20 protein-coding genes are annotated in these 21968 nt (G+C 72.5%); 15 read left to right on the top strand and 5 right to left on the bottom strand.

Going from position 1 to position 21968, the window contains the following annotated elements:
• Position 1 precedes the first annotated feature (1 nt).
• Together UO65_RS31650 and UO65_RS31645 are read right to left on the bottom strand one after the other, a co-directional pair.
• A complete protein-coding gene (locus UO65_RS31650) occupies positions 2–883 on the bottom strand; it encodes a glutamate ABC transporter substrate-binding protein (RefSeq protein ID WP_035290248.1) in 882 nt (293 codons plus the stop codon).
• Between the two features lie 60 nt (positions 884–943).
• Positions 944–1672, bottom strand: coding sequence for an amino acid ABC transporter ATP-binding protein (locus tag UO65_RS31645; RefSeq protein ID WP_181400126.1), 729 nt, complete (start codon positions 1670–1672; stop codon positions 944–946).
• 185 nt (positions 1673–1857) lie between these two features.
• Between UO65_RS31645 and UO65_RS31640 the strand changes: the two genes are divergently transcribed.
• Entirely contained in the window at positions 1858–2529 is a 672-nt protein-coding gene (locus UO65_RS31640; protein WP_035290242.1) for a response regulator transcription factor, read from the top strand.
• A gap of 25 nt (positions 2530–2554) precedes the next feature.
• On the top strand, positions 2555–3955 hold the full coding sequence (locus UO65_RS31635) for a sensor histidine kinase (protein ID WP_035290239.1): 1401 nt from the start codon (positions 2555–2557) through the stop codon (positions 3953–3955).
• Here the strand turns inward: UO65_RS31635 and UO65_RS31630 are convergent.
• Positions 3952–4878: a TAXI family TRAP transporter solute-binding subunit gene (locus UO65_RS31630; protein ID WP_063936052.1), complete on the bottom strand. Its 927-nt coding sequence runs from the start codon at positions 4876–4878 to the stop codon at positions 3952–3954. The genes UO65_RS31635 and UO65_RS31630 overlap by 4 nt on opposite strands.
• Positions 4879–4933: 55 nt before the next feature.
• Here UO65_RS31630 and miaB point away from each other — a divergent pair, with 55 nt between their 5' ends.
• Together miaB and UO65_RS31620 are read left to right on the top strand one after the other, a co-directional pair.
• Positions 4934–6403 carry a tRNA (N6-isopentenyl adenosine(37)-C2)-methylthiotransferase MiaB gene (gene miaB, locus UO65_RS31625; protein ID WP_035290236.1) on the top strand — a complete coding sequence of 490 codons (1470 nt, stop codon included), beginning with the start codon at positions 4934–4936 and terminating at the stop codon, positions 6401–6403.
• Positions 6400–6858, top strand: a complete 459-nt coding sequence (locus tag UO65_RS31620) for an Rv2732c family membrane protein (protein WP_035290233.1) — start codon at positions 6400–6402, stop codon at positions 6856–6858. Before miaB ends, UO65_RS31620 begins: the two co-directional genes overlap by 4 nt.
• A gap of 87 nt (positions 6859–6945) precedes the next feature.
• On the opposite strand, the gene UO65_RS31615 is transcribed toward UO65_RS31620, so the two are convergent.
• Positions 6946–8577, bottom strand: a complete 1632-nt coding sequence (locus tag UO65_RS31615; protein ID WP_084176437.1) for a DUF349 domain-containing protein — start codon at positions 8575–8577, stop codon at positions 6946–6948.
• A 236-nt stretch (positions 8578–8813) separates the two neighbouring features.
• Here UO65_RS31615 and UO65_RS31605 point away from each other — a divergent pair, with 236 nt between their 5' ends.
• The 5 genes from UO65_RS31605 to UO65_RS31585 all read left to right on the top strand — a co-directional run bounded on the left by UO65_RS31605 (position 8814) and on the right by UO65_RS31585 (position 14028).
• Positions 8814–9539 (top strand): class III extradiol ring-cleavage dioxygenase family protein, encoded by a 726-nt coding sequence (locus tag UO65_RS31605; RefSeq protein WP_035290229.1) that lies wholly within the window; start codon positions 8814–8816, stop codon positions 9537–9539.
• Entirely contained in the window at positions 9536–10438 is a 903-nt protein-coding gene (gene miaA, locus UO65_RS31600) for a tRNA (adenosine(37)-N6)-dimethylallyltransferase MiaA (protein ID WP_035290226.1), read from the top strand. Before UO65_RS31605 ends, miaA begins: the two co-directional genes overlap by 4 nt.
• A gap of 9 nt (positions 10439–10447) precedes the next feature.
• Complete coding sequence (gene dapF / locus UO65_RS31595) at positions 10448–11278, top strand: diaminopimelate epimerase (protein ID WP_084176436.1); 831 nt, start codon at positions 10448–10450, stop codon at positions 11276–11278.
• A gap of 225 nt (positions 11279–11503) precedes the next feature.
• A complete protein-coding gene (gene hflX, locus UO65_RS31590; RefSeq protein WP_411431391.1) occupies positions 11504–12955 on the top strand; it encodes a GTPase HflX in 1452 nt (483 codons plus the stop codon).
• An 8-nt stretch (positions 12956–12963) separates the two neighbouring features.
• Positions 12964–14028, top strand: a complete 1065-nt coding sequence (locus UO65_RS31585) for a hypothetical protein (protein ID WP_411431390.1) — start codon at positions 12964–12966, stop codon at positions 14026–14028.
• Between the two features lie 84 nt (positions 14029–14112).
• Here the strand turns inward: UO65_RS31585 and lexA are convergent, their stop codons facing one another.
• Complete coding sequence (gene lexA, locus UO65_RS31580) at positions 14113–14826, bottom strand: transcriptional repressor LexA (protein WP_035290223.1); 714 nt, start codon at positions 14824–14826, stop codon at positions 14113–14115.
• A 279-nt stretch (positions 14827–15105) separates the two neighbouring features.
• Here lexA and UO65_RS38500 point away from each other — a divergent pair, with 279 nt between their 5' ends.
• From UO65_RS38500 to UO65_RS31550, 6 genes are all read left to right on the top strand, one after another.
• Positions 15106–15588 (top strand): LysM peptidoglycan-binding domain-containing protein, encoded by a 483-nt coding sequence (locus UO65_RS38500; RefSeq protein WP_152552375.1) that lies wholly within the window; start codon positions 15106–15108, stop codon positions 15586–15588.
• A 451-nt stretch (positions 15589–16039) separates the two neighbouring features.
• Positions 16040–16516, top strand: a complete 477-nt coding sequence (gene nrdR / locus UO65_RS31570) for a transcriptional regulator NrdR (RefSeq protein WP_035290220.1) — start codon at positions 16040–16042, stop codon at positions 16514–16516.
• 151 nt (positions 16517–16667) lie between these two features.
• A complete protein-coding gene (locus tag UO65_RS31565) occupies positions 16668–19469 on the top strand; it encodes a vitamin B12-dependent ribonucleotide reductase (protein ID WP_035290217.1) in 2802 nt (933 codons plus the stop codon).
• Positions 19470–19558: 89 nt separating this feature from the next.
• Positions 19559–20128: a hypothetical protein gene (locus tag UO65_RS33895; protein WP_052022075.1), complete on the top strand. Its 570-nt coding sequence runs from the start codon at positions 19559–19561 to the stop codon at positions 20126–20128.
• A 132-nt stretch (positions 20129–20260) separates the two neighbouring features.
• Positions 20261–20623: a VOC family protein gene (locus tag UO65_RS31555; RefSeq protein WP_233427921.1), complete on the top strand. Its 363-nt coding sequence runs from the start codon at positions 20261–20263 to the stop codon at positions 20621–20623.
• A 45-nt stretch (positions 20624–20668) separates the two neighbouring features.
• Positions 20669–21550 (top strand): neutral zinc metallopeptidase, encoded by an 882-nt coding sequence (locus UO65_RS31550; RefSeq protein WP_035290294.1) that lies wholly within the window; start codon positions 20669–20671, stop codon positions 21548–21550.
• Positions 21551–21968 lie beyond the last annotated feature (418 nt).

The following is a 21968-nucleotide window of genomic DNA, read 5'->3' as shown; positions in this document are numbered from 1 at the left end:
GTCAGCTGCAGGTGCCCAGCGCGGGCAGCTTCGGGGCCTCCGGGGAGACCTTGCCCGCGGTGTCCTTCCACGCCTTGTCGTAGCTGCCGTCGGCGACCGCGTCGGTCAGCGTCTTGTTGATGAACTCGCAGAACTTGGTGTCGCCCTTCTTGATGCCGATGCCGTACGGCTCCTTGGTGAAGGGCTTGCCGACCAGCTTGAAGTCGCCCTTCGAGCCGTCGACCAGGCCCAGCAGGATGACGTTGTCGGTGGTCACGGCCTGCACCTGGCCGGTGCGCAGCGCGTCGGCGCACTTGGAGTACACGTCGAAGAGCACGATGTTCGCCGGGTCGGCGTACTCCTTGATCTTCTCGGCCGGGGTGGACCCGGTGACCGAGCAGACCTTGGCGTTGGCGGCCTTGAGGGCCTCCGGGCCGGTGATGGCCGAGTCGTCGGACTTGACCATCAGGTCCTGGCCCGCCTCGTAGTACGGCCCGGCGAAGGAGATGCGCTCCTTGCGCTTGTCGTTGATGGTGTAGGTCGCCACCACGAAGTCGACCTTGCCCTGCTCGATGACCTCCTCGCGGACCTTCGAGGGGGCCTCGACCCACTCGATCTTGTCCGCGGCCAGGCCCAGCTTCGCCGCGATCAGCTTGGCGACCTCGACGTCGAAGCCGGTCGGCTTGCCGTCGAGGCCCTTGAGGCCGAACAGGGGCTGGTCGAACTTGGTGCCGATCTTGACCTTGCCCGCCGACTTGAGCGTGGCCATGGTGGTGCCGGACTCGAAGGTCACGTCGGTGTTGACCGACGGCTGGTTCGAGGTGTCGCTCGACCCGCCGCACGCGGCCGTCGAGACGGCGAGGGCGGCGGTCACGGCGCCGACCATGAGGCCCCGGAGTCGCATGTCTGCTCCTTGTTCTCGTCGGCCCCGAGGGAGCCGAGCGGTGTGGTTCGTTCTGTCAGGTCAGTGCGTGAGGATCTTGCCAAGGAAGTCGCGCGCCCGCGCGGACTCCGGGGCGGTGAAGAACTTGTCCGGGACGGTGTCCTCGACGATCTCGCCGTCGGCCATGAACACGACCCGGTTGGCGGCCTTGCGGGCGAAGCCCATCTCGTGGGTGACCACGAGCATGGTCATGCCCTCACCGGCCAGGCCGGTCATCACGTCGAGCACCTCCTGGACCATCTCCGGGTCCAGCGCCGAGGTCGGCTCGTCGAACAACATCACCTTGGGGCGCATCGCCAGGGCGCGGGCGATCGCCGCGCGCTGCTGCTGCCCGCCGGAGAGCTGGGCCGGGTACTTCTCGCTCTGGCTGGCGATGCCGACCCGTTCCAGCAGCTCCAACCCGGTCTTGCGGGCCTCGGCCTGGCTGGTGCCGCGCACCTTCACCGGGGCGAGGGTGACGTTCTCCAGGATGGTCTTGTGCGCGAAGAGGTTGAACGACTGGAACACCATGCCGACCTCGGCGCGCAGCCTGGCCAGCTCCTTGCCCTCGGCGGGCAGCGGCTTCCCATCGATCTCGATCACGCCGGAGTCGATCGGCTCGAGCCGGTTGACGGCCCGGCAGAGCGTGGACTTCCCGGAGCCGGACGGCCCGAGGACGACCACCACCTGCCCCCGGGGAACCTCCAGGTTGACGTCCTTGAGCACGTGCAGTGGGCCGAAGTGCTTCTCCACCGACTGCATGCGGATCATCGGCTCGGAGGGTTCCGAGGCGGTCATTGAGTCCTCCCACGAGGGCTTTCGTGACGGTTTGGCGCTGGATGACTGGCTCGCGATGGCGGAAACCTACCCTCGCTCGTGCCGTTGTCCATGTCGCTTGAGCAACACTTAGGGTCTCAACTCTGTCACACAGACCGTCCCGGAAGCGGAGGACACGCGTGCGAGTGCTGCTCGTGGAGGACGACGACCCCGTCGCCGAGGCGCTCATCCCGGCCCTGACCCGGCGCGGCCTGTCGGTGCGCAGGCTCCCCTCGGCCGCCGGGGTGCTCGACGCGGTGCCCGAGGTCGAGGTGATCCTGCTCGACCTGACCCTGCCCGACGTGGACGGCGTGGTCCTCTGTCGACAGATCCGCGAGGTCTCCGGCGACGTCGCCGTCATCATGGTGACCGCCCGCGGCGAGGTCAACGACCGGATTCTGGGGCTGGGCTCCGGCGCGGACGACTACGTGGTCAAGCCGTACAACGTCGACGAGCTGGTGGCCAGGATGCAGGCGGTGCGCAGGCGCCGCACCGACCGCGCCGCGCGGCCGTCGGGGAGCACCGAGCTGGACGGGGTGCGGGTCGACCTGGACCGGCACGAGGTCACTGTGGACGGTAGGCCGGTGGCGTTGTCGCGCAAGGAGTTCCAGGTGCTCGCGCTCATCTTCGGCGCGCGCGGCGCGGTCTGCGGGCGGGAGCTGATCCTCGACGAGGTGTGGGGGCACGCCTCGCCCGCGGAGAACCGGTCGCTCGACGTGCACGTCGCCACGCTGCGCACCAAGCTGGGCAGGCCGGAGCTGATCAAGACGGTGCGCGGGGTCGGGTACCGGCTGTCCGGGCAGCCCGGCTGAGCCGCGGTCGGGGGAAGGGGTTCTCGTGCGGGCACGGCTGTTGGGCATGGTGTGGTTCCTGGTCGCGCTGCTGGTGTTCGGCCTCGGCGTCCCGCTCGCCCTGTCGGTGGCGAGCGCGGAGCAGCAGGACCTGTTCCTGGACCGGTTGACCGCGCTCAACCGGTTCTCGTCGCTGGCCCAGCAACCGCTGACCGACGACCAGCCGGAACTGCTGCGCGGCAAGCTCGACCGCTACGCCGAGGTCTACGGGGTGTCGGTGCTGGTGGTGAACCCGGAGCAGGAGCCCGCGGTCGACTCCCGGCCCGTCCCGGGCCGCCCCGCGATCAGCACCGCCGACCCGGTGGTCGCCACCGCGCTGCAGGCCGCGCTGGCGGGCCGCCGGGGCAGCCCCGGTTCGCTGCTGACGCCCTGGGACGGCGACCCGCTGGTGCTGGCCGGTCCGGTGCTGGCCGACGGCGAGGTGCGCGGCGCGGTCGTCATCGTCTCCCCGACCGACGCCAGCCGGGAGAGCATCGCGCTGTGGTGGCTGGCCATCGGCGCGGGCGGGCTGCTCGCGTTCGGCCTGGCGCTGTCGCTGGCGGTGCCGGTCGTGCAGTGGATTCTGCGCCCGGTCCGCAGGCTCGACGAGGCCACCGGCGACCTGGTCTCGGCCGTGGTCAGCGGCCGCGACGTCGACCCGGTCGGCGACGCGCACGGCCCGCCGGAGCTGCGCAAGCTGGGCCGCTCGTTCGACCGGATGGCCGCCAGCGTCGGCGACGCCCTCGCCGCCCAGCGCGCCTTCGTCGCCGACGCCTCGCACCAACTGCGCAACCCGCTGACCGCCCTCAAGCTGCGCCTGGTCAACCTGGAGGGCCACGTCGACGACGCCGCGGACGTCCACCGCACGGCCGCGGTCGCCGAGTCCGACCGGCTCAACCGCATCCTCGACGAACTCCTGGCCATGGCCCGCGCCGAGAACACCCGGGGCGACCTGGTGCCGGTCGACGTGGACGCGGTCGTCGCCGAGCGCGCGGCGGACTGGCGGGTCGTCGCCGACGCCAGGCGCACCACCCTGGAGGTGGACACCTCGGTCGGCCCCACCCGGGTCCTGATGCCCCCGCGCGGCGTCGACGCCATCCTCGACGCGCTCCTCGACAACGCCCTCAAGTTCACCGGACCGGGCAGCGCGGTCGAGCTGTCCGCCTCGGTCGACGACGACCGCGTCCGCCTCACCGTCCGCGACCACGGCCCGGGCCTGCGCGAGGAGGAACTGGTCCGCGCGACCGACCGCTTCTGGCGCGGCAACAGCCACCAGAACGTCCCCGGCTCCGGCCTCGGCCTGGCCATCGTCAGCAAACTGGTGGAACGGGTCGACGGCGAACTGACCCTGGTCCTGCCCGACGGCGGCGGCCTGGCGGTGACCGTCGAGATCCCGGTCGCCGACTAGATGTCGGCCTCGCGGTAGTAGCGGACCGCGCCGGGGTGCAGCGGCACCGGGTCGGTCTCGATCCCGGGCAGCACGTCGATCGCCTGCGCCGCCCGGTTGGCCCGCACCAGCTCCCCCCGGGCGGCGAACATCCCGCTGACCAGGGCCTCCGCCACGTCGTCCGACATCAGGTCGCTGACCAGCAGGAAGTTCGGCACCGCGAGCGTGGTCACCGCCGTCTCGCTGCCGTAGACGGCGGCCGGGACCGACGAGGCGTTGTAGATCGGGAACTGCTCGCGGATGGCGGGCAGCTCCTCGGCCAGGTCGACCAGCCGCACCGAGTCGCCCGCGGCGGTGATGCCGCCGGTGGGCAGGCCGCCGGACCAGAAGAACGCGTCGACCTCGCCCCGCTGCAACCGCGCCATCGACTCGTCGAGGTTGTACTCGGTGATCTGCGTGGGCAGCCCGGTCACCTTGAGCACCCGCTTGGCGATCACCGAGGTGCCGGAGTCGCGGGTGCCCACCGACACCCGCTTGCCCGCCAGCTCGCCCAGCGAGTGGATCGGACCGTCGGAGCGCACCACCACGTGCAGGTAGTCGTCGTAGATGCGGGCCAGGGCCAGCACCCCATGCTCGCCCACCCTGGGTTCGGTGGCCACGTCGGCGGCGGAGAACGCGACGTCGACCTCGCCGTCGAGCAGGAGCTGGACGTTCTCCCCCGAGCCGTTGGTGAACTTGACGTCCGACGGCGCCAGGTCCAGTTGCCCCTCCCAGGCGGTGGCGAGCGCCCCGCCCAGCTTGGAGTAGACCCCCGTGGGCACGCCGGTGGCGATGCGCAGGCTGGTCCCGGGGAAGGTCGTGTCGCAGCCCGCGGTCAGGCCCGCCGCGGCGAGCAGGGCGAGGACCAGCGCGCCGAGCCGGGTCAGCCGTGGAGTGCGCGCCATTCGCCGATGGTGCCAGAACCGGCCCACCGGGGTCCGCGTACCCTCGGACACCGAGATGAGCGCGCGCACCTACCAAGTACGCACCTACGGGTGCCAGATGAACGTCCACGACTCCGAGCGGCTCTCGGGCCTGCTGGAGGACGCGGGCTACGTCGCCGTGCCCGAGGGCACCACGGCCGACGTGGTCGTCTTCAACACCTGCGCGGTCCGGGAGAACGCCGACAACAAGCTGTACGGCAACCTGGGCCACCTGGCCCCCGCGAAGACCGACAACCCGGACATGCAGATCGCCGTCGGCGGCTGCCTGGCGCAGAAGGACCGCGGCGAGATCGTCCGCCGGGCCCCCTGGGTCGACGTGGTGTTCGGCACGCACAACATCGGTTCGCTGCCCGCCCTGCTGGAGCGGGCCCGGCACAACCGGCGGGCCGAGGTCGAGATCCTGGAGTCGCTGGAGGTCTTCCCCTCCACGCTGCCCGCCCGCCGCGACTCGGCGCACTCGGGCTGGGTGTCGATCTCGGTGGGCTGCAACAACACCTGCACCTTCTGCATCGTCCCGTCGCTGCGCGGTCGCGAGCGCGACCGCCGCCCCGGCGACGTGCTGGCCGAGGTGCGGGCCCTGGTCGCCGAGGGTGTGCTGGAGGTGACCCTGCTGGGGCAGAACGTCAACTCCTACGGCGTGGAGTTCGGCGACCGCCTCGCCTTCGGCAAGCTCCTGCGCGCCTGCGGCGACGTCGACGGCCTGGAGCGGGTCCGCTTCACCTCCCCGCACCCGAAGGACTTCACCGACGACGTCATCGCCGCCATGGCCGAGACGCCGAACGTGTGCCACCAGCTCCACATGCCGCTGCAGTCGGGCTCGGACCGGCTGCTGCGCGAGATGCGCCGCTCGTACCGCTCGGCGCGCTACCTGTCGATCATCGAGAAGGTCCGCGCGGCCATGCCGGACGCGGCCATCACCACCGACATCATCGTCGGCTTCCCCGGTGAGACCGAGGAGGACTTCCAGGCCACCCTCGACGTGGTCCGCGAGTCCCGCTTCTCCGGCGCGTTCACCTTCCAGTACTCCAAGCGCCCCGGGACCCCCGCCGCGACGATGCCCGGCCAGTTGCCCAAGCAGGTCGTCCAGGAGCGCTACGACCGCCTGGTCACCCTGCAGAACGACATCGCCTGGCAGCTCAACAAGGAGCAGGTCGGCCGCACCGTCGAGGTCGTCGCCGCCACGGGCGAGGGCCGCAAGGACGCCGACACCCACCGCATGAGCGGCCGGGCCAGGGACAACCGCCTGGTCCACTTCGCCCCCGGCGCGGCGGACGTCCGCCCCGGCGACGTGGTGGAGACGGTCATCACCTACGCCGCCCCGCACCACCTCGTCGCCGACGGCGAACCCCTCTCCCACCGCCGGACCCGCGCGGGGGACAACCACGAGGCGGGCCTGCGCCCCAAGACGGGCGGCGTGGGCCTGGGGTTGCCGTCGTTCGGCGCCCCGCCGCCCACCCCCGCCGCGGAAGGATGCGCCGTCACATGAGCGAGAACCAGCTCCGCGACGAGATCGACGCCATCGAGCGCCCGGCGGCCCGCACGGTCGAGCTGGGCGCCCGCGCCGTGGTGATCTCGGTGGCGGTGTTCGTCCTGATCGTCGGGCAGGTCCTGCCGTGGATGGGTGACGCGGCGGGCTGGCAGGTCCTGCTGGCCCAGGGCGACGCCGCGGGCAAGGCGGGGGCGGTGCCCCGGCTGTTCGCGGGCACGTCCATCCTGTTCGGCATCCTCACCTCGGCGCTCGCCCTCACCACCCGCCGCTGGGCCCTGACCTGGGTGGCGGCCCTGGGCGGCTGGTTCGCCTCGGTCGACGGCGTCCTCGCCATCTGGACCCGGCAGTCCGCGGGCAACACCGGCGGCCCCGGCATCGGGATGGTCATCAGCGAGGTCGCCATGGTCGTCCTCGCCGTCCTCTGGTTCCGCACCGCCTGGTCCCGCGACTGACGGCCCGCGGGGCCACCCGCACCGTCCGACGAACCGCGAGAGCCCCGTTTCCGCACTGGAAACGGGGCTCTCGTCGGTGCGGACCGCTCAGCGGGAGGCGACCGCCTGCTCGGCGGCGGCGAGCCACTCCCGCCACTGGGCGGCCTGGGCCTCGGCCTGCTCGGCGCGGCGCTTGTCACCCGCGGCGCGGGCCTTGGCGGCCTGGGCCTCGAACTGGGCCACGCGTTCGCGGAACTGGGCGGCGCGGGCCTCGGCCTCGGGGTCGGTGCGGCGCCACTGGGCCTCGGAGGCCTGGCGGACCCGGTCCTCGACCGCGCGCAGGCGGCCCTCCAGCTCGCGGATGCGCTCGCGGGGGACCTTGCCGATCTCCTCCCAGCGCTCCTGGACCTTGTGCAGGGCGCCGCGGGCCGCCTCCAGGCCGCTGGTGGCGGGGTCGATCTTCTCCGCCTCGACGAGGAGTTCCTCCTTGGCCTTGGCGTTGTCGGAGAACTCGGCGTCGCGCTCGTCGAACACCGCGGAGCGGCGGGCGAAGAACTTGTCCTGGGCGGCGCGGAAGCGCTGCCACAGGGTGTCGTCGGCGTCCTTCGGGGCCCGGCCCGCCGCCTTCCACTCCTGCATGAGGTCCTTGTAGCGGCCCGCGGTGGGGCCCCAGTCGTCGGACTCGGACAGGGCCTCGGCCAGTTCGACGAGTTCCTGCTTGCGGGACTTCGCCGTCGCCCGCTGGCGGTCCAGGTCGGCGAAGTGGGAGCCGCGGCGGCGGTTGAAGGTGTCGCGGGCCTTGGAGAAGCGGCGCCAGAGCTGCTCGTCGGTCTTGCGGTCGACGCCCTTGATGGTCTTCCACTCGTCGAGGACGGCGCGCAGGCGGTCACCGGCGACCTTCCACTGGGTGGACTCCTCGGCGAGCCGCTCCACCTCCTCGACCAGCGCCTGCTTGCGCGCGACCGCCGCGGCCTTGGCCTCCTCGCGGGCGTGCTTGGCCTTGTCCAGGGCGACCGCCGCGTGCCCGAGCACGAAGTCGATGCGCGCGGACAGCGCCGCCAGGTCGCCCACCACGTGCGCCTCGTCCAGGCTCTCGCGGATCTGCTTGGCGCTGGCCGCGGCCTGCTTCGGGTCGCCGGACCCGGAGGTCAGCCGGGCCTCCAGCAGTTCGACCTCGGTGCGGATGTCGTCGAAGCGGCGCGCGAAGTGCGCCAGCCCCTCGGCGGGCTCGCCCGCCTGCCACGAGCCGACGGCGCGCTCGCCGTCAGCGGTCTTGACGTAGACCGTTCCGTCCGCGTCCACCCGGCCCCACCTGCCGGGGTCGGACGAGGCGACGGCCACCACCGGGGGAGTGCCCACGGGTGCGGTGGGCGCCGCCGGTGCCGCCGCCGGGGCCGCGACGGTCGCCGGGGTGACGGTGGCGGGGGTGACCGAGGCCGGGCTGATCGAGGCCGGGCTCACCGCCGCCGGGCTCGGCGCGGTGGCGGGCGGCTCGCTCGCGGCAGGCTCGTCGGCTGCGGCCGCATCCACTGCCGTGTCGTCCACCGCCGTGTCGTCCGCTGCCGCGCCGCCGGTCGCGGCGTCCCTGGTCGCCTCGGGGGCGGTCTCGGCGGGTGCCCCGGCCGGGGCCGTCGTCTCGGTGGCGGCGGTGTCGACCGGCGCGGCGGCGGGGGCCGCGTCCGGGGTCGCGGTGGTGCCGTCCTCGGCCGCCACCTCGGCGCTCTCGTTGTTGTCGGTCATACCCGGCTCCTCCCGCCTGCGTTGCCCGCGTGCCCCGCGGGCGCCCCGCTCGCGCGGGGCCCAGCACTGTGCGTACGGCCCACGGGCCGTGCGGCTCTGGCGTACCCGGGCGCATTCAAACAGGTCAGGGCGCGCCAGGGTACTTCGAGAGCCGCTGTGGTCATCATGGTGCCGCAAATCGTCCATCCGTGGGCTGCGGCGGCCAAGATAGTTCGACGGACAGTAACCTCGCCACCGTGATCTCGTGTGTCGCGGTGCTGCCGCAGCCGCCCCTCGTCGTCCCGGAACTGGTCGGTGGGGACGACCCGCGGGCGGCCGCCGTGCGCGCGGCGTGCGTCGAGGCGGCGAAGGCGCTGGCCGACAGCTCGCGGCACTGGCTCGCCGTCGGCGCGCACCCCGCCGCGGCGCGCTTCGACGCGGGGGTGTCGGGCACCTTCCGCGGGTTCGGCGTCGACGTCCCGGTATCCCTCTCCCGGGTGAACCCCACCGCGCCGGACCCGGAGCTGCCGCTGCCGGTGCTGGTCGCGGCCTGGCTGCGCGGCCAGGCGGACGCCGAGGACGTCGGCGTGCGGCTGGTCGCCGCCGACTCCGACCCCGCCCGCTGCGCCCACGACGGCGCCGCGCTGGCGGGTGAGCTGGCCGGACCCGACCCGGTGGGCCTGCTGGTCCTCGGCGACGGTTCGCACCGCCACGGCGACCACGCGGTCGGCAGGCCGGACGAGCGGGCCGCCGACTTCGACGCCGCGGTCTCCCGCGCCCTGGCCGCGGCCGACCTCGACGCCCTCGACCGGCTCGACGCGCGGCTGGCCACCGAGCTCGGCGCGGTCGGCCGCGCCCCGTGGCAGGTGCTGGCCGCCGCCGTGCGCGCCGACGGCAGGCGCTGGCGCGGCACCCGCTCGCGCACCTTCGTGCCCTTCGGGGTCGCCTACCACGTGGCCGTCTGGGCGCCGGTGACCGGATGAGCACCGCCCTGGCCCTGGTCGGACCGACCGCCACCGGCAAGTCCGACCTGGGTGTCGAGCTGGCCGAGCGCCTCGGCGGCGAGGTGGTCAACGCCGACGCCATGCAGCTCTACCGCGGCCTGGACATCGGCACCGCCAAGATCACCCCGGCCGAGCGGCGCGGGGTGCCGCACCACCAGCTCGACGTCCTCGACGTCACCGAGACCGCGTCCGTGGCCGCCTACCAGCGGCACGCGCGCGCGGCCGTCGAGGACGTGCTCGCCCGCGGCCGGGTGCCGATCCTGGTCGGCGGTTCCGGCCTCTACGTCCAGGCCGTCGTCGACGACCTGCGCTTCCCGGGCACCGACCCGGCGGTGCGGGCCCGGCTGGAGGGCGAACTCGTCTCCGTCGGCGCCGAGGCGCTGCACCGCAGGCTCGGCGGCCTCGACCCGGTGGCCGCCGAGGCGATCCTGCCCAGCAACGGCAGGCGGGTCGTGCGGGCGCTGGAGGTCATCGAGCTGACCGGCGAGCCGTTCTCGGCGACCATGCCCAAACCCGGCCCACCCCGCTACGGCGCGGTCCTGCTCGGCCTGGACCGCGACCCGGCCGAACTCGACGCCCGCGTCGACCTGCGGGTCGAGCGGATGTTCGCGGGCGGCCTGGTCGAGGAGGTCCGCGCGCTCGACGCCCGCGGCCTGCGCGAGGGCCGCACGGCCTCGCGCGCGCTGGGCTACCAGCAGGTCCTCGCCGCCCTCGACGAGGACACCCCGATGGCCGCCGCCGCCGAGGAGACCGCCCGCGCCACCCGCCGGTTCGTCCGCAGGCAGCGCTCCTGGTTCCGCCGCGACCGCCGCATCACCTGGCTCGACGCCGCCCGCCCCGACCTGGCCGCCGCCGCCCTCGCGCTCGCCCGGTCGTAACCTGGTGCCGTGGCGATCGAGTTCCGCAAGGGGCACGGCACCGAGAACGACTTCGTGCTGCTGCCCGACCCCGACGGCGACCTGGACCTGACCGGGGCGAGGGTGCGCGCCCTGTGCGACCGCGGCCGGGGCCTCGGCGCCGACGGCGTCCTCCGGGTCATCCGCACCAAGGCCCTGCCCGACGCACCCGAGGGCATCGACGGCGACGTCTGGTTCATGGACTACCGCAACGCCGACGGTTCCCTCGCCGAGATGTGCGGCAACGGCGTCCGCGTCTTCGCCCGCCACCTCAGCGACCAGGGCCTGGTCGACGGCCCGGTGTTCCCGGTCGGCACCCGCGCGGGCCTGCGCCCGGCCACCGTCCACCCCGACGGGCAGGTCACCGTCGACATGGGACCGGTGCGTCGCACCGGCCGCTCCGAGACCACGGTCACCGGCCGCACCTACCCCGGTCTCGGCATCGACGTCGGCAACCCGCACCTGGCCTGCGTCACCGACGACGTGCCCACCCTGGACCTCACGACCCAGCCGGACTTCGACCGGGCGGTGTTCCCGAACGGCGTCAACCTGGAGTTCGTGCAACCCCTGGGCGCCGACGAGGTCCGGATGCGCGTCCACGAGCGCGGCGTCGGCGAGACCCGGTCCTGCGGCACCGGCACGGTCGCCGCCGCGGCCGCCGCGCTGGCGGCCCAGGACCGCACCACCGGCACGGTCACCGTCCACGTCCCCGGCGGCACGGTCACCGTCGAGATCACCGGGACCGGCAGCACCCTCACCGGCCCGGCCGCCTTCGTCGCCCATGGCGAACTCGACCAGGCCTGGTGGGACGCCCAGGTCTGACCCGCACCACCGGACCGGGCACCAGCACCCCAGGCCGACCACCACGAAGCCCGCCACCACCAGCGGCCACCCCGGCGCGCCCCGCGCCCGGAGCGGACCGCCGTCCACGTCGTGCTCCACCCCGGTGGGCAATCAGGTCGAAATGGGAGCGCCGACGTGGGAAGATGGGGTCACGGCCCCTCGCGGGGCAGGCCTGGCGACCGACACGAAGGACGGGTTCACCACGTGACTGAGGAAAGCATCCAGCGCGACATCCACGGCGACGGGACCGGTCCGGCTGAGCTCTCCCTCGGTGAACTCGAACTCGAGGAGCGCTCGTCGCTCCGGCGCGTCGTCGGACTCTCCACCGAACTCGAGGACATCACCGAGGTCGAGTACCGCCAGTTGCGGCTGGAGCGGGTCGTCCTGGTCGGCGTCTGGACCGAGGGCACGGCCCTGGAGTCCGAGTCCTCGCTGGCCGAGCTGGCCCGACTCGCCGAGACCGCGGGCTCTGAGGTCCTCGACGGCCTGGTGCAGCGGCGCGACCGGCCGGACCCGGCGACCTACATCGGCTCCGGCAAGGTCACCGAGCTGGCCGACGTCGTCCGCGCGACCGGCGCCGACACGGTGATCTGCGACGGTGAGCTGTCGCCGTCGCAGTTGCAGCAGCTCGAGGCCCGGCTCAAGGTCAAGGTCGTCGACCGCACCGCGCTCATCCTGGACATCTTCGCCCAGCACGCCCGCTCGCGGGAGGGCAAGGCCCAGGTCGAGCTGGCCCAGTTGCAGTACCTGCTGCCCCGGCTGCGCGGCTGGGGCGCCACCCTGTCGCGGCAGGCCGGTGGCCGGGCGGGCGGTGGCAACGGCGGTGTGGGTCTGCGCGGCCCCGGTGAGACGAAGATCGAGACCGACCGGCGCCGAATCCGGAACAAGATCTCCAAGCTGCGCAAGGACATCAAGGAGATGTCCGCCTTCCGCGACACCAAGCGCAGTCGCCGGGTGGCCAACGACGTGCCCAGCGTGGCCATCGCCGGCTACACCAACGCGGGCAAGTCGAGCCTGCTCAACGCGCTGACCGGGGCGGGGGTGCTGGTGGAGGACGCGCTGTTCGCCACCCTCGACGCGACCACCCGGCGCACCGAGACCACCGAGGGCAACGTCTACACCCTCACCGACACCGTCGGCTTCGTCCGGCACCTGCCGCACCAGCTCGTCGAGGCGTTCCGCTCGACGCTGGACGAGGTCGCCGACGCGGACCTGGTCGTGCACGTCGTCGACGGCGCCGACCCGATGCCGGAGTGGCAGGTCACCGCCGTGCGCGAGGTGCTCAACGACATCGGCGACCGCCGCGACACGCGGATGCCGCCGGAGCTGGTGGTGGTCAACAAGGTCGACGCGAGCACCGAGATCGCGCTGGCCCGGCTGCGGCACCTGCTGCCCGGCGCGGTGTTCGTCTCCGCGCGGACCGGGCAGGGCATCGACGAACTGCGCGAGCGGATCGCCGAGCTGATCCCCCGGCCCGACGTCGAGGTCGACGTCCTCGTCCCCTACGACCGGGGCGAGGTCGTGGCCCGGGTGCACCGGGAGGGCGAGGTGCTCGGCGAGCGGCACACCGAGACGGGCACGGCGCTGCACGCCAAGGTCAAGCCCGACCTCGCGGGAGCGCTGGAGCGCTTCGCGGTCAACGGCTCGTCCGCCTGACCCCGGCGGTGCGACCCGCGTCGACCCCGGTGCGGGCTGTGCTCGTCGCCCTGGCCACCACGGCGCTCGCCGTGCTCTGGCCCGCGGTGGCGTCCGCGCAGCCCGCGCCGGTCGACGCCTGCGTGATGAACGACAAACGGCTCAACGAGCTGTCCGGGCTCGTGTCCGACGGGGAGAACTGGTACGCGGTCAACGATGGCGGCACCAAGTCGACCGTCTACGTCCTCAGCCGCGAGACCTGCGAGGTCCAGGACGTCATCAGCGGCCCGGTGGACCCGTTCGACGTCGAGGACCTCGCACGCGGCGCGGACGGCACGTTCTGGCTGTCCGACACCGGGGACAACGGCGGCAAGCGCGAGACGGTGGCGCTCATCGCCCTCACCCCCGGGGGCAAGGCCACCCTCCACCGACTGACTTACCCGGACGGTGCACACGACACCGAGACGCTGCTCCTGGACAAGAACGGCGTCCCGTACCTGGTGGCCAAGAGCCCGTTCGGCGTCTCCGACATCTACCGGCCCAAGGGGCCGCTGAGCAGTCCGGGACCGACCGCGCTGGAGCACCTCGGGTCCGTGCAGATCGAGGGGACCGACACCAAGGGCGGGCCCATCAACCCGATCATCGGCTCGATGGCCGTGACCGGGGGGTCGGTCAGCGCCGACGGGAACCTCGTCGCCCTGCGCACCTACACCGACGCGTACGTCTTCTCGGCGCCCGGTGGTGATGTGGCCGCCGCGCTGCTGAAGGGCACGGCGGCGCGGATACCCCTGGCGGGGGAGAAGCAGGGGGAGGCGATCGCGTTCCAACCGGACGGTTCGCTGGTCTCGGCCTCGGAAGGGGTCGGTCAGCCGATCCGGGTGGTCCCGGGTGCGGCGGCGCTCGCGCCCGCCGCGACCGGTGGGTCCACGACCGCACCGAGGAGCAGCGAGGGAGCCGCGGCTGCCACCGACGGGGTGCAAGCGGTGGCGAGCGAGGACAGCGGGCTGTCGACGCTCCCGGCGCTCGGGGTGACCGCGGTGGTCGTCGGCGGCATCCTCTTCGCCATGCACCGGCGGGCGGTCCGGCGCTCGTAGGCCGCGCCTCGTCCGAGGCGGGTCCACCCGAGCAGCGGCACAACCGGGGCCGGCGGTTTCCGGGTGACCACCGGCCCCCGGTCGTCAGAGCCTGCGCAGCACCGCGACGACCTTGCCCAGGATGGTCGCCTCGTCGCCGGGGATGGGGTCGTAGGCGTCGTTGTGCGGGAGCAGCCACACGTGGCCGTCCTCGCGGCGCTTGAAGGTCTTCACGGTGGCCTCGCCGTCGATCATGGCGGCGACGATCTCACCGTTGTCCGCGGTCGGCTGCTGGCGCACCACGACCCAGTCGTCGTTGGCGATGGCGGCGTTGATCATCGAATCGCCCGCGACCTTGAGCATGAACAGCGCGCCCTCGCCGACCAGCTCCTTGGGGAGCGGGAACACGTCCTCGATGGCCTGCTCGGCCAGGATCGGACCACCGGCGGCGATCCGGCCGAGGACCGGCACGTAGGCGGGCACCGGGCCCTGGTCGGCCTGCTCGATGAGCACCGGGGCGACCTGCTCGCCGCGCAGCCGCGCCTGGCCCGCGTCCGCGGGGAGCACGCCGATCGCCCGCGGGCGGTTCGGGTCGCGGCGCAGGTAGCCCTTCTCCTCCAGCGCGCGCAGCTGGTAGGCGACGGAGGAGGTGGAGGTCAGGCCGACGGCCTCACCGATCTCGCGCACGCTGGGCGGGTAGCCGAAGCGCTGGACCCAGGACCGGATGACCTCCAGCACCTGGCGCTGGCGCAGCGGCAGCTCCACGCCGTCGGGCGTCTGGTCGAGCTCGGGGAAGCTGCGCACGTTGCCCCCCGCCAACGGCTTCCTCTTCGGCGCCCCCGAGGGCTTCCGACCACCTGTGCCTGCCACTGCTGTGCCTCCCGTGCGTACCGGCGCGGCACCGCGCGCCGGGCTGAGTCCGAGCCGATCGCCGGTCGATCAACTGTCGATCATCTCCGAACCCGACGGTAGTCCGCCGACCTGCGGAGATCAAACACCTGTTCGAGCGACACGCCGGTCGGGTCTGGAATTCCACCGGTTCCGGGTGGTAGACATTCGCACGGACGTTCGATCGAACGACAGTTCGAGGAGGCAGCGATGGCGGCAGCGCCTGCGGCTGAGTCGGTCATCCCCACCGGCGGGAAGTACGCGCAGCTCATGACCCCTGTGCGGACCATACCGGTGCCGCCGCTCGACCGCCCCGCGCGCCGCCCGGGGCAGGGCAGGTTGCGCCCGCCGACGCGCAGGCGGGTGGCCGGTGCGCCGCGCGTGGTGGCGCAGGCCCGCTGCGCCCGGCGCGGACCCGTACCGGTCCCCGTGCTGCTCGGCCTCGCCTCCCTCGCCGCCGCCGCGGTCTACGGCCTCGGCCTGTTCGCGGGTTCGGTCGCGGGCGGCGCGGACGTCCCGGTGACGACCACGGTGGTCCGCGTGCAGCCCGGGGAGGGCCTGTCGGACGTGGCCGCGCGGATGGCTCCCGACAGCGACAACGCCGCCGTGGTCGCCAGGATTCGGGAGCTGAACCGGCTGTCCGGCGGTTCCCTGCGATCCGGCCAGCCGCTGACCGTCCCGTTCTCGCGCTGACCCGCCCCACTCCGGTCGTCCGCGGTGCCGACGTCCCGCGACCTGGCATGATCATGCCCACTCGCGCGGGCCGGGGTGGCCGGGGTCACTCCTCGGTGTATTCACGGTCCGTGGTCGCCTGCGCGGAACCGTCCGCTGTCGGCCGATGACCGCTTCGGGTGTGTTGGCAGGTCGTCGCCGGGTGCCGCGGCGCCGAGGTCTCGCCTCCGTGACTCCCGGGCCTCCGCGTGCCCTGGTCGAGTCACGCGCGGTAGTGGATTTCCCGGGAACACGGCGGCGCGTCAATTTGTCTTCTCTGGTGGTGCCCTCTACTGTCCACCACAACATCTGGTAGTTGCACCCCTGTAAGTAGTCCACAGGTTGTGGCAGTTGTACACAGGGTTGTCCACAGATTGATCACCATCCGTGGTCGTGGTGGCCGGGTGCCGGGACAGGGAAGTGGGGGAAGCCGGTGCGGTGTCCGTTCTGTCGTCACGCCGACTCGCGGGTCGTGGACTCGCGGGAGGTCGACGACGGCCAGGTGATCCGGCGCAGGAGGTCGTGCCCCGAGTGCGGGCGCAGGTTCACCACGGTCGAGGAGGCGATCCTCGCCGTGGTCAAGCGCTCCGGGGTGACCGAGCCGTTCAGCCGCGACAAGGTCGTGCGCGGCGTGGCCCGGGCCTGCCAGGGGCGGCCGGTCAATGAGGACCAGCTCCAGTTGCTCGCGCAGAAGGTCGAGGAGACCATCCGCGCCACCGGCAGCGCGGAGATCCCCAGTCACGAGGTGGGCCTGGCGATCCTGGGCCCGCTGCGCGAACTCGACGGGGTGGCGTACCTGCGCTTCGCCAGCGTGTACCGGTCTTTCTCCTCGGTGGAGGACTTCGAGAAGGAGATCGCCGACCTCCGCGCCGCCATGGCGGACGGGGCGGCGCAACGAGATGAGCAGTAGGCGGCAGACGAGGCGACGGCGCTCGGCGCCGCCCCACCCCCGCGGCGGGAACAACAGCGGGGACCACAGCAAGAGCACGGGGTCGCAGCGGACGGCGAGCACGGCCGTGGCCACAGCACAGCAGCGGACTGACGAACGAGAGGGAACGGTCATGACCGAGACCGTCGAGACCACGGCCGAGCGCGGCGGGGCACCGCGCGAGCGGCTGCGCGTGCAGCGCGTCCACACCACCGAGGGGGTGCACCCCTACGACGAGGTGACCTGGGAGCACCGCGACGTCGTGATGACGAACTGGCGCGACGGCACGGTGAACTTCGAGCAGCGCGGCGTCGAGTTCCCTGACTTCTGGTCGGTCAACGCCACGAACATCGTCACCAGCAAGTACTTCCGCGGCGCCGCGGGCAGCGCGGCGCGCGAGAACTCGCTGCGCGGGCTGATCGACCGCGTGGTCGGCAAGTACGTCGCCGCGGGCGTCGAGCACGGCTACTTCCAGTCCGGTCAGGACGCCGAGGTCTTCGAGCACGAGCTGACCTGGATGCTGCTGCACCAGGTGTTCAGCTTCAACTCCCCGGTGTGGTTCAACGTCGGCACGTCCTCGCCGCAGCAGGTCAGCGCCTGCTTCATCCTCGCGGTGGACGACACGATGGACTCGATCCTCAACTGGTACAAGGAAGAGGGCCTGATCTTCAAGGGCGGTTCCGGCGCGGGCCTGAACCTGTCCCGCATCCGCTCGTCGAAGGAGCTGCTGTCCTCCGGCGGCACCGCCTCCGGCCCGGTCTCGTTCATGCGCGGCGCCGACGCGTCCGCGGGCACCATCAAGTCCGGCGGCGCCACCCGGCGCGCGGCGAAGATGGTCGTGCTCGACGTGGACCACCCCGACGTCGAGGAGTTCATCGAGACCAAGGCCAAGGAGGAGCGCAAGATCCGCGTGCTGCGCGACGCGGGCTTCGACATGGACTTGGGCGGCTCCGACATCACCTCGGTGCAGTACCAGAACGCCAACAACTCCATCCGGGTGTCCGACGAGTTCATGCACGCGGTCGAGTCCGGCGGCCAGTTCGGCCTCCGCTCGCGCACCACCGGCGAGATCATCGAGCAGGTCGACGCCAAGTCCCTGTTCGGCAAGCTGGCCAAGGCCGCCTGGGAGTGCGCCGACCCCGGCATCCAGTACGACGACACCATCAACGCCTGGCACACCTGCCCGGAGTCGGGCCGCATCACCGCGTCCAACCCGTGCAGCGAGTACATGCACCTGGACAACTCCAGTTGCAACCTGGCGTCGCTCAACCTGATGAAGTTCCTCGGCGACGACGGCGTCTTCCAGGCCGAGCGGTTCGCCAAGGCCGTCGAGATCATCATCACCGCGATGGACATCTCGATCTGCTTCGCCGACTTCCCGACCGAGCCGATCGCCGACACCACCCGCAAGTTCCGCCAGCTCGGCATCGGCTACGCCAACCTGGGCGCGCTGCTGATGGCCACCGGCCACGCCTACGACTCCGAGGGCGGCCGGGCGCTGGCCGCGGCCATCTCCTCGCTGATGACCGGCACCGCCTACCGCCGCTCCGCCGAGCTGGCGGGCGTCGTCGGCCCGTACGAGGGCTACGCCCGCAACGCCGACGCCCACCAGCGGGTCATGCGCAAGCACGCCGCCGCCAACGACCTCATCCGCACCTACGACCACCTCGACTCCGAGGTGCAGCGGATCGCCACCCGCGAGTGGCAGACCGCGCTGCTCATCGGCGCGGCCAACGGCTGGCGCAACGCGCAGGCCAGCGTGCTCGCCCCCACCGGCACCATCGGCCTGATGATGGACTGCGACACCACCGGTGTGGAGCCCGACCTGGCGCTGGTCAAGTTCAAGAAGCTGGTCGGCGGCGGCTCGATGCAGATCGTCAACCAGACCGTGCCGCGCGCCCTCAAGGCCCTGGGTTACCAGGACGAGCAGGTCGAGGCCATCGTCGAGTTCATCGCCGAGCACGGCCACGTGGTCGACGCCCCCGGCCTGCGCCGCGAGCACTACGAGGTGTTCGACTGCGCGATGGGCGAGCGCTCCATCGCCCCGCTGGGCCACGTCCGGATGATGGCCGCGGTGCAGCCGTTCATGTCCGGCGCCATCTCCAAGACGGTCAACATGCCGGAGTCGGCCACCGTCGAGGAGGTCGAGGACATCTACTTCCAGGGCTGGAAGATGGGCATCAAGGCCCTCGCCATCTACCGCGACAACTGCAAGGTCGGCCAGCCCCTGTCGGCGGGCAAGGGCAACGCGGCGTCGGCGAAGGCCGAGCCGGAGAAGGTCATCGAGTACCGGCCGGTCCGCAAGCGCCTGCCGAAGAAGCGCCCCAGCCAGACGGTCTCGTTCACCGTCGGCGGCGCCGAGGGCTACCTGCACGCGGGGTCCTACCCGGACGACGGCCTGGGCGAGATCTTCGTCAAGCTGGGCAAGCAGGGCTCCACCCTGGCGGGGGTGATGGACGCCTTCTCCATGTCCATCTCGGTCGGCCTGCAGTACGGCATCCCGCTGGAGTTCTACGTCTCGAAGTTCCAGAACCTCCGCTTCGAGCCCGCGGGCATGACCGACGACCCGGACGTCCGCATCGCCACCAGCGTCCTGGACTACCTGTTCCGCAGGCTCGCCCTGGACCACCTGCCCTACGACAGCCGCGCCCAGCTCGGCATCTTCACCGCCGACGAGCGCTCCGCCCAGGTCGCCGTGGACTACGCCCCCGGCTCCGACGTCGACCTCGAAGCCCTCCGCACCACGGTCGACGCCACCCCGACGACCGAGGTCGAGGCCAAGCCCACCGCGGCCCACAGCTCCACCGAGCTGCTGGAACTGCACCTGGGCAAGGCGGCCGACGCTCCGCTGTGCATGACCTGCGGCACGAAGATGCGCCCCGCGGGCTCCTGCTACGTCTGCGAGGGCTGCGGCTCCACCTCCGGCTGCAGCTGATCTGCGACGGTCCCGGCGGGGGAGGGCGCATCGCCTTCCCCCGCCGGATTCCCTTTGTCCGGACCTGCGCAGCCCGGGACACTGACCCCGTGGAGGGTTACGTCCTGGCGGGTTACGTGGTCGCGGACCCGGTGGTGGGCACCGACTGGGTGGACCGCGCCCTGGTGGGCCGGGCGATCACGTCGGTGAGCAACTGCCTGGTCGACGTGCGGGAACTCGACGAGTGGTCCGCCTCGCCGGTGGGGGCGGAGGCCGCGGGCGAACTCGTGCGCAGGTACCCGGGCACCCGGGTCGTCGCGGTCGGGGTCGCCGAAACCGACGTCGACGGGCTGCTGGAGGACCTGGACGAGGCGTGCTGGGACCCTGACCTGCTGGACCGGCTCCGGCGGCGGGCGCCGTTCCGGACCGGGGTGCCGCTGGGTTTCGAGCCGGTCGGGCCGAGTGGCGGGTCATTCCACACCTGGCTGTGCCTGGGTGGTCTCGTCGACTCCGCGCGGCAGGTGGTGGGCGCGGAGCCGGGGCGCCACGGCCTGATCCAGGACGAGGGGCGGGCCAGGGCCGTCGCGGCGCACCTCACCGAGGCGTTCCCGTACGAGCACGAGGTTGCCCGATGGTTCGCGCTGGCGCTGGCCGAGGTCGAGCCGGACTCTTTCGGGTGATGGTTCACCGGCTGCCGTGGTGGTTGGCACGTTGTTTCCGGGGTGTGCGCAGATCCGGGGTGTCGCAGCGGAATGTCGGTCCCCGGTGCCAGGATGGGCGTCCACCAGCACTCGAAACCCCGGAGGTGTCCCGTGACCGCGAGCCTGGCCATGGTCAGCCTGGACTGTCCCGACCCGCAGGCGCTCGCCGTGTTCTACAGCGAGCTGCTCGGGTGGAAGGTCGCGCACAGCGAGGAGCAGTACGCGATGATCACCGGCGAGGGCGCCCCGATCGGCTTCGGCCGGGTCGAGGGGTACGTCGCGCCGCAGTGGTCGGCCGACAGCCCGGACGCCAAGCGCTACCACCTGGACTTCTACGTCGACGACCTCGACGCCGCCGAGGCCAGGGCCCTGGAACTGGGGGCGGCGAAGCCCGAGTTCCAGCCCGGTGAGACCTGGCGGGTCCTGCTCGACCCGGCCGGTCACCCGTTCTGCCTCTGCGTCCCGCGCGGCTGACCGTACACTCGGCGGCGGATCGGGGAACCTGACGCTGGGGTGGTCATGAGCAGTCCTCCGGAGCGCCGCAACTCACCGGTCGTGCTGGTGGCCGTGCTGATCACCCTGATGGTCGGGGTGCTGCTGATCGCCGTGGTGGGCCGGGTGGTGTCACGCGGCCTCACCACGGTCGTGCCGGGGACGGCGCTTGCGGTGGGGGAGGACGGCCCCGGTGCCCGCCACCGGTCCGACGCGGTCTCCCCCGCAGACATCGCCGACAACCCGCTGCTGAGCCCCGGCGCCACCCTGCCCACCGTCGACTGCGCGCTGCCCGCCTTTGGTACCGGCCCCGACCAGTTGCGGGCCTACTACCTGGCGGGCATCCGCTGCCTCGACGAGGCTTGGCGCCCCACCCTGCGCGCCACCGGCCTGCCGTTCACCGCCCCGTACCTCGACGTCGGCGACCGCCCCTCGGCGAAGTGCGGCTTCGCCCCGGCCGAGGACGAGGCCACCGCCTTCTACTGCTCCCGCGACACCACCATCTACATGCCCCGAACGCGCCTGCTGCGCGACGCGGGCCCGGAACCCGCCTACCACCTGGCCATCCTGGCCCACGAGTACGGCCACCACGTCCAGTCGCTCAGCGGCATCCTCGACGACTCCACCAGGTTGGAGTCCGGTGTGGACGAGGCGGGGGCCCTCCGCCTGAGCAGGCGCACCGAACTGCAGGCCAACTGCTTCGCGGGCCTCTTCCTCGCCGCCGCCACCGGCCGCGCCGCGATCACCACGGCCCTCGGTGACGAAGCCCTGCGAAGCTTCGCCGACACCTCCGGCACCGACACCCACGGCGCCCCCGACACCCAGGCCCGCTGGGCCACCCGGGGCTTCGAAGGCCGCAACACCAACGCCTGCGACACCTGGACCGCCCCCAACGCCGAGGTCAACTAGCGCAACGGCACACCGACAGACACCGCCCCGAACCCGCCGCCGCCCCACACGCCGGAGCAACCACCGCCCCAGGGCATGCCCCAAAGCCGGCCAGCCACCCCGCAAACCTCTGGCCCGGTCACCAACCACCGGCGCAGCAACAACAACCAGTCACCCCAGAACCCCCTGTCCGGCAACGAATGCCCGGGTGGGTGGATGCGCTTGCCCAGCCAACCGCCCCCGAAACCGGCGGCCTGGCGAGCGAATGCCCGGGTGGGCGGATGTGCGCTTGGCCGGCCGACCACCCCCGCAACCGACGGCCCGGCGAGCAAACGCCGGGTGGGTAGATGTGTTGCTTGCCAGCCGGCCACCCCCGAGAACCGCTGGCCCGGCGAGTCAACTGCCCGGGTGGGTGGATGTGTTTGGCCGGGGGTGGCGA

Source organism: Actinokineospora spheciospongiae (genome assembly GCF_000564855.1).
GTDB classification, from domain to species: Bacteria; Actinomycetota; Actinomycetes; order Mycobacteriales; family Pseudonocardiaceae; genus Actinokineospora; species Actinokineospora spheciospongiae.
Note: the sequence above shows the minus strand (reverse complement) of the source record. Positions and strands in the feature narration are given on the sequence as shown.

Bases quoted from the DNA above. Each gene is read 5' to 3' on its own strand.
- UO65_RS31650 (WP_035290248.1), bottom strand. From the start codon at position 883: ATGCGACTCCGGGGCCTCATGGTCGGCGCCGTGACCGCCGCCCTCGCC.
- UO65_RS31645 (WP_181400126.1), bottom strand. From the start codon at position 1,672: ATGATCCGCATGCAGTCGGTGGAGAAGCACTTCGGCCCACTGCACGTG.
- UO65_RS31630 (WP_063936052.1), bottom strand. From the start codon at position 4,878: ATGGCGCGCACTCCACGGCTGACCCGGCTCGGCGCGCTGGTCCTCGCC.
- miaB (WP_035290236.1), top strand. From the start codon at position 4,934: ATGAGCGCGCGCACCTACCAAGTACGCACCTACGGGTGCCAGATGAAC.
- UO65_RS31620 (WP_035290233.1), top strand. From the start codon at position 6,400: ATGAGCGAGAACCAGCTCCGCGACGAGATCGACGCCATCGAGCGCCCG.
- UO65_RS31615 (WP_084176437.1), bottom strand. From the start codon at position 8,577: ATGACCGACAACAACGAGAGCGCCGAGGTGGCGGCCGAGGACGGCACC.
- miaA (WP_035290226.1), top strand. From the start codon at position 9,536: ATGAGCACCGCCCTGGCCCTGGTCGGACCGACCGCCACCGGCAAGTCC.
- UO65_RS38500 (WP_152552375.1), top strand. From the start codon at position 15,106: ATGGCGGCAGCGCCTGCGGCTGAGTCGGTCATCCCCACCGGCGGGAAG.
- UO65_RS31565 (WP_035290217.1), top strand. From the start codon at position 16,668: ATGACCGAGACCGTCGAGACCACGGCCGAGCGCGGCGGGGCACCGCGC.
- UO65_RS31550 (WP_035290294.1), top strand. From the start codon at position 20,669: ATGAGCAGTCCTCCGGAGCGCCGCAACTCACCGGTCGTGCTGGTGGCC.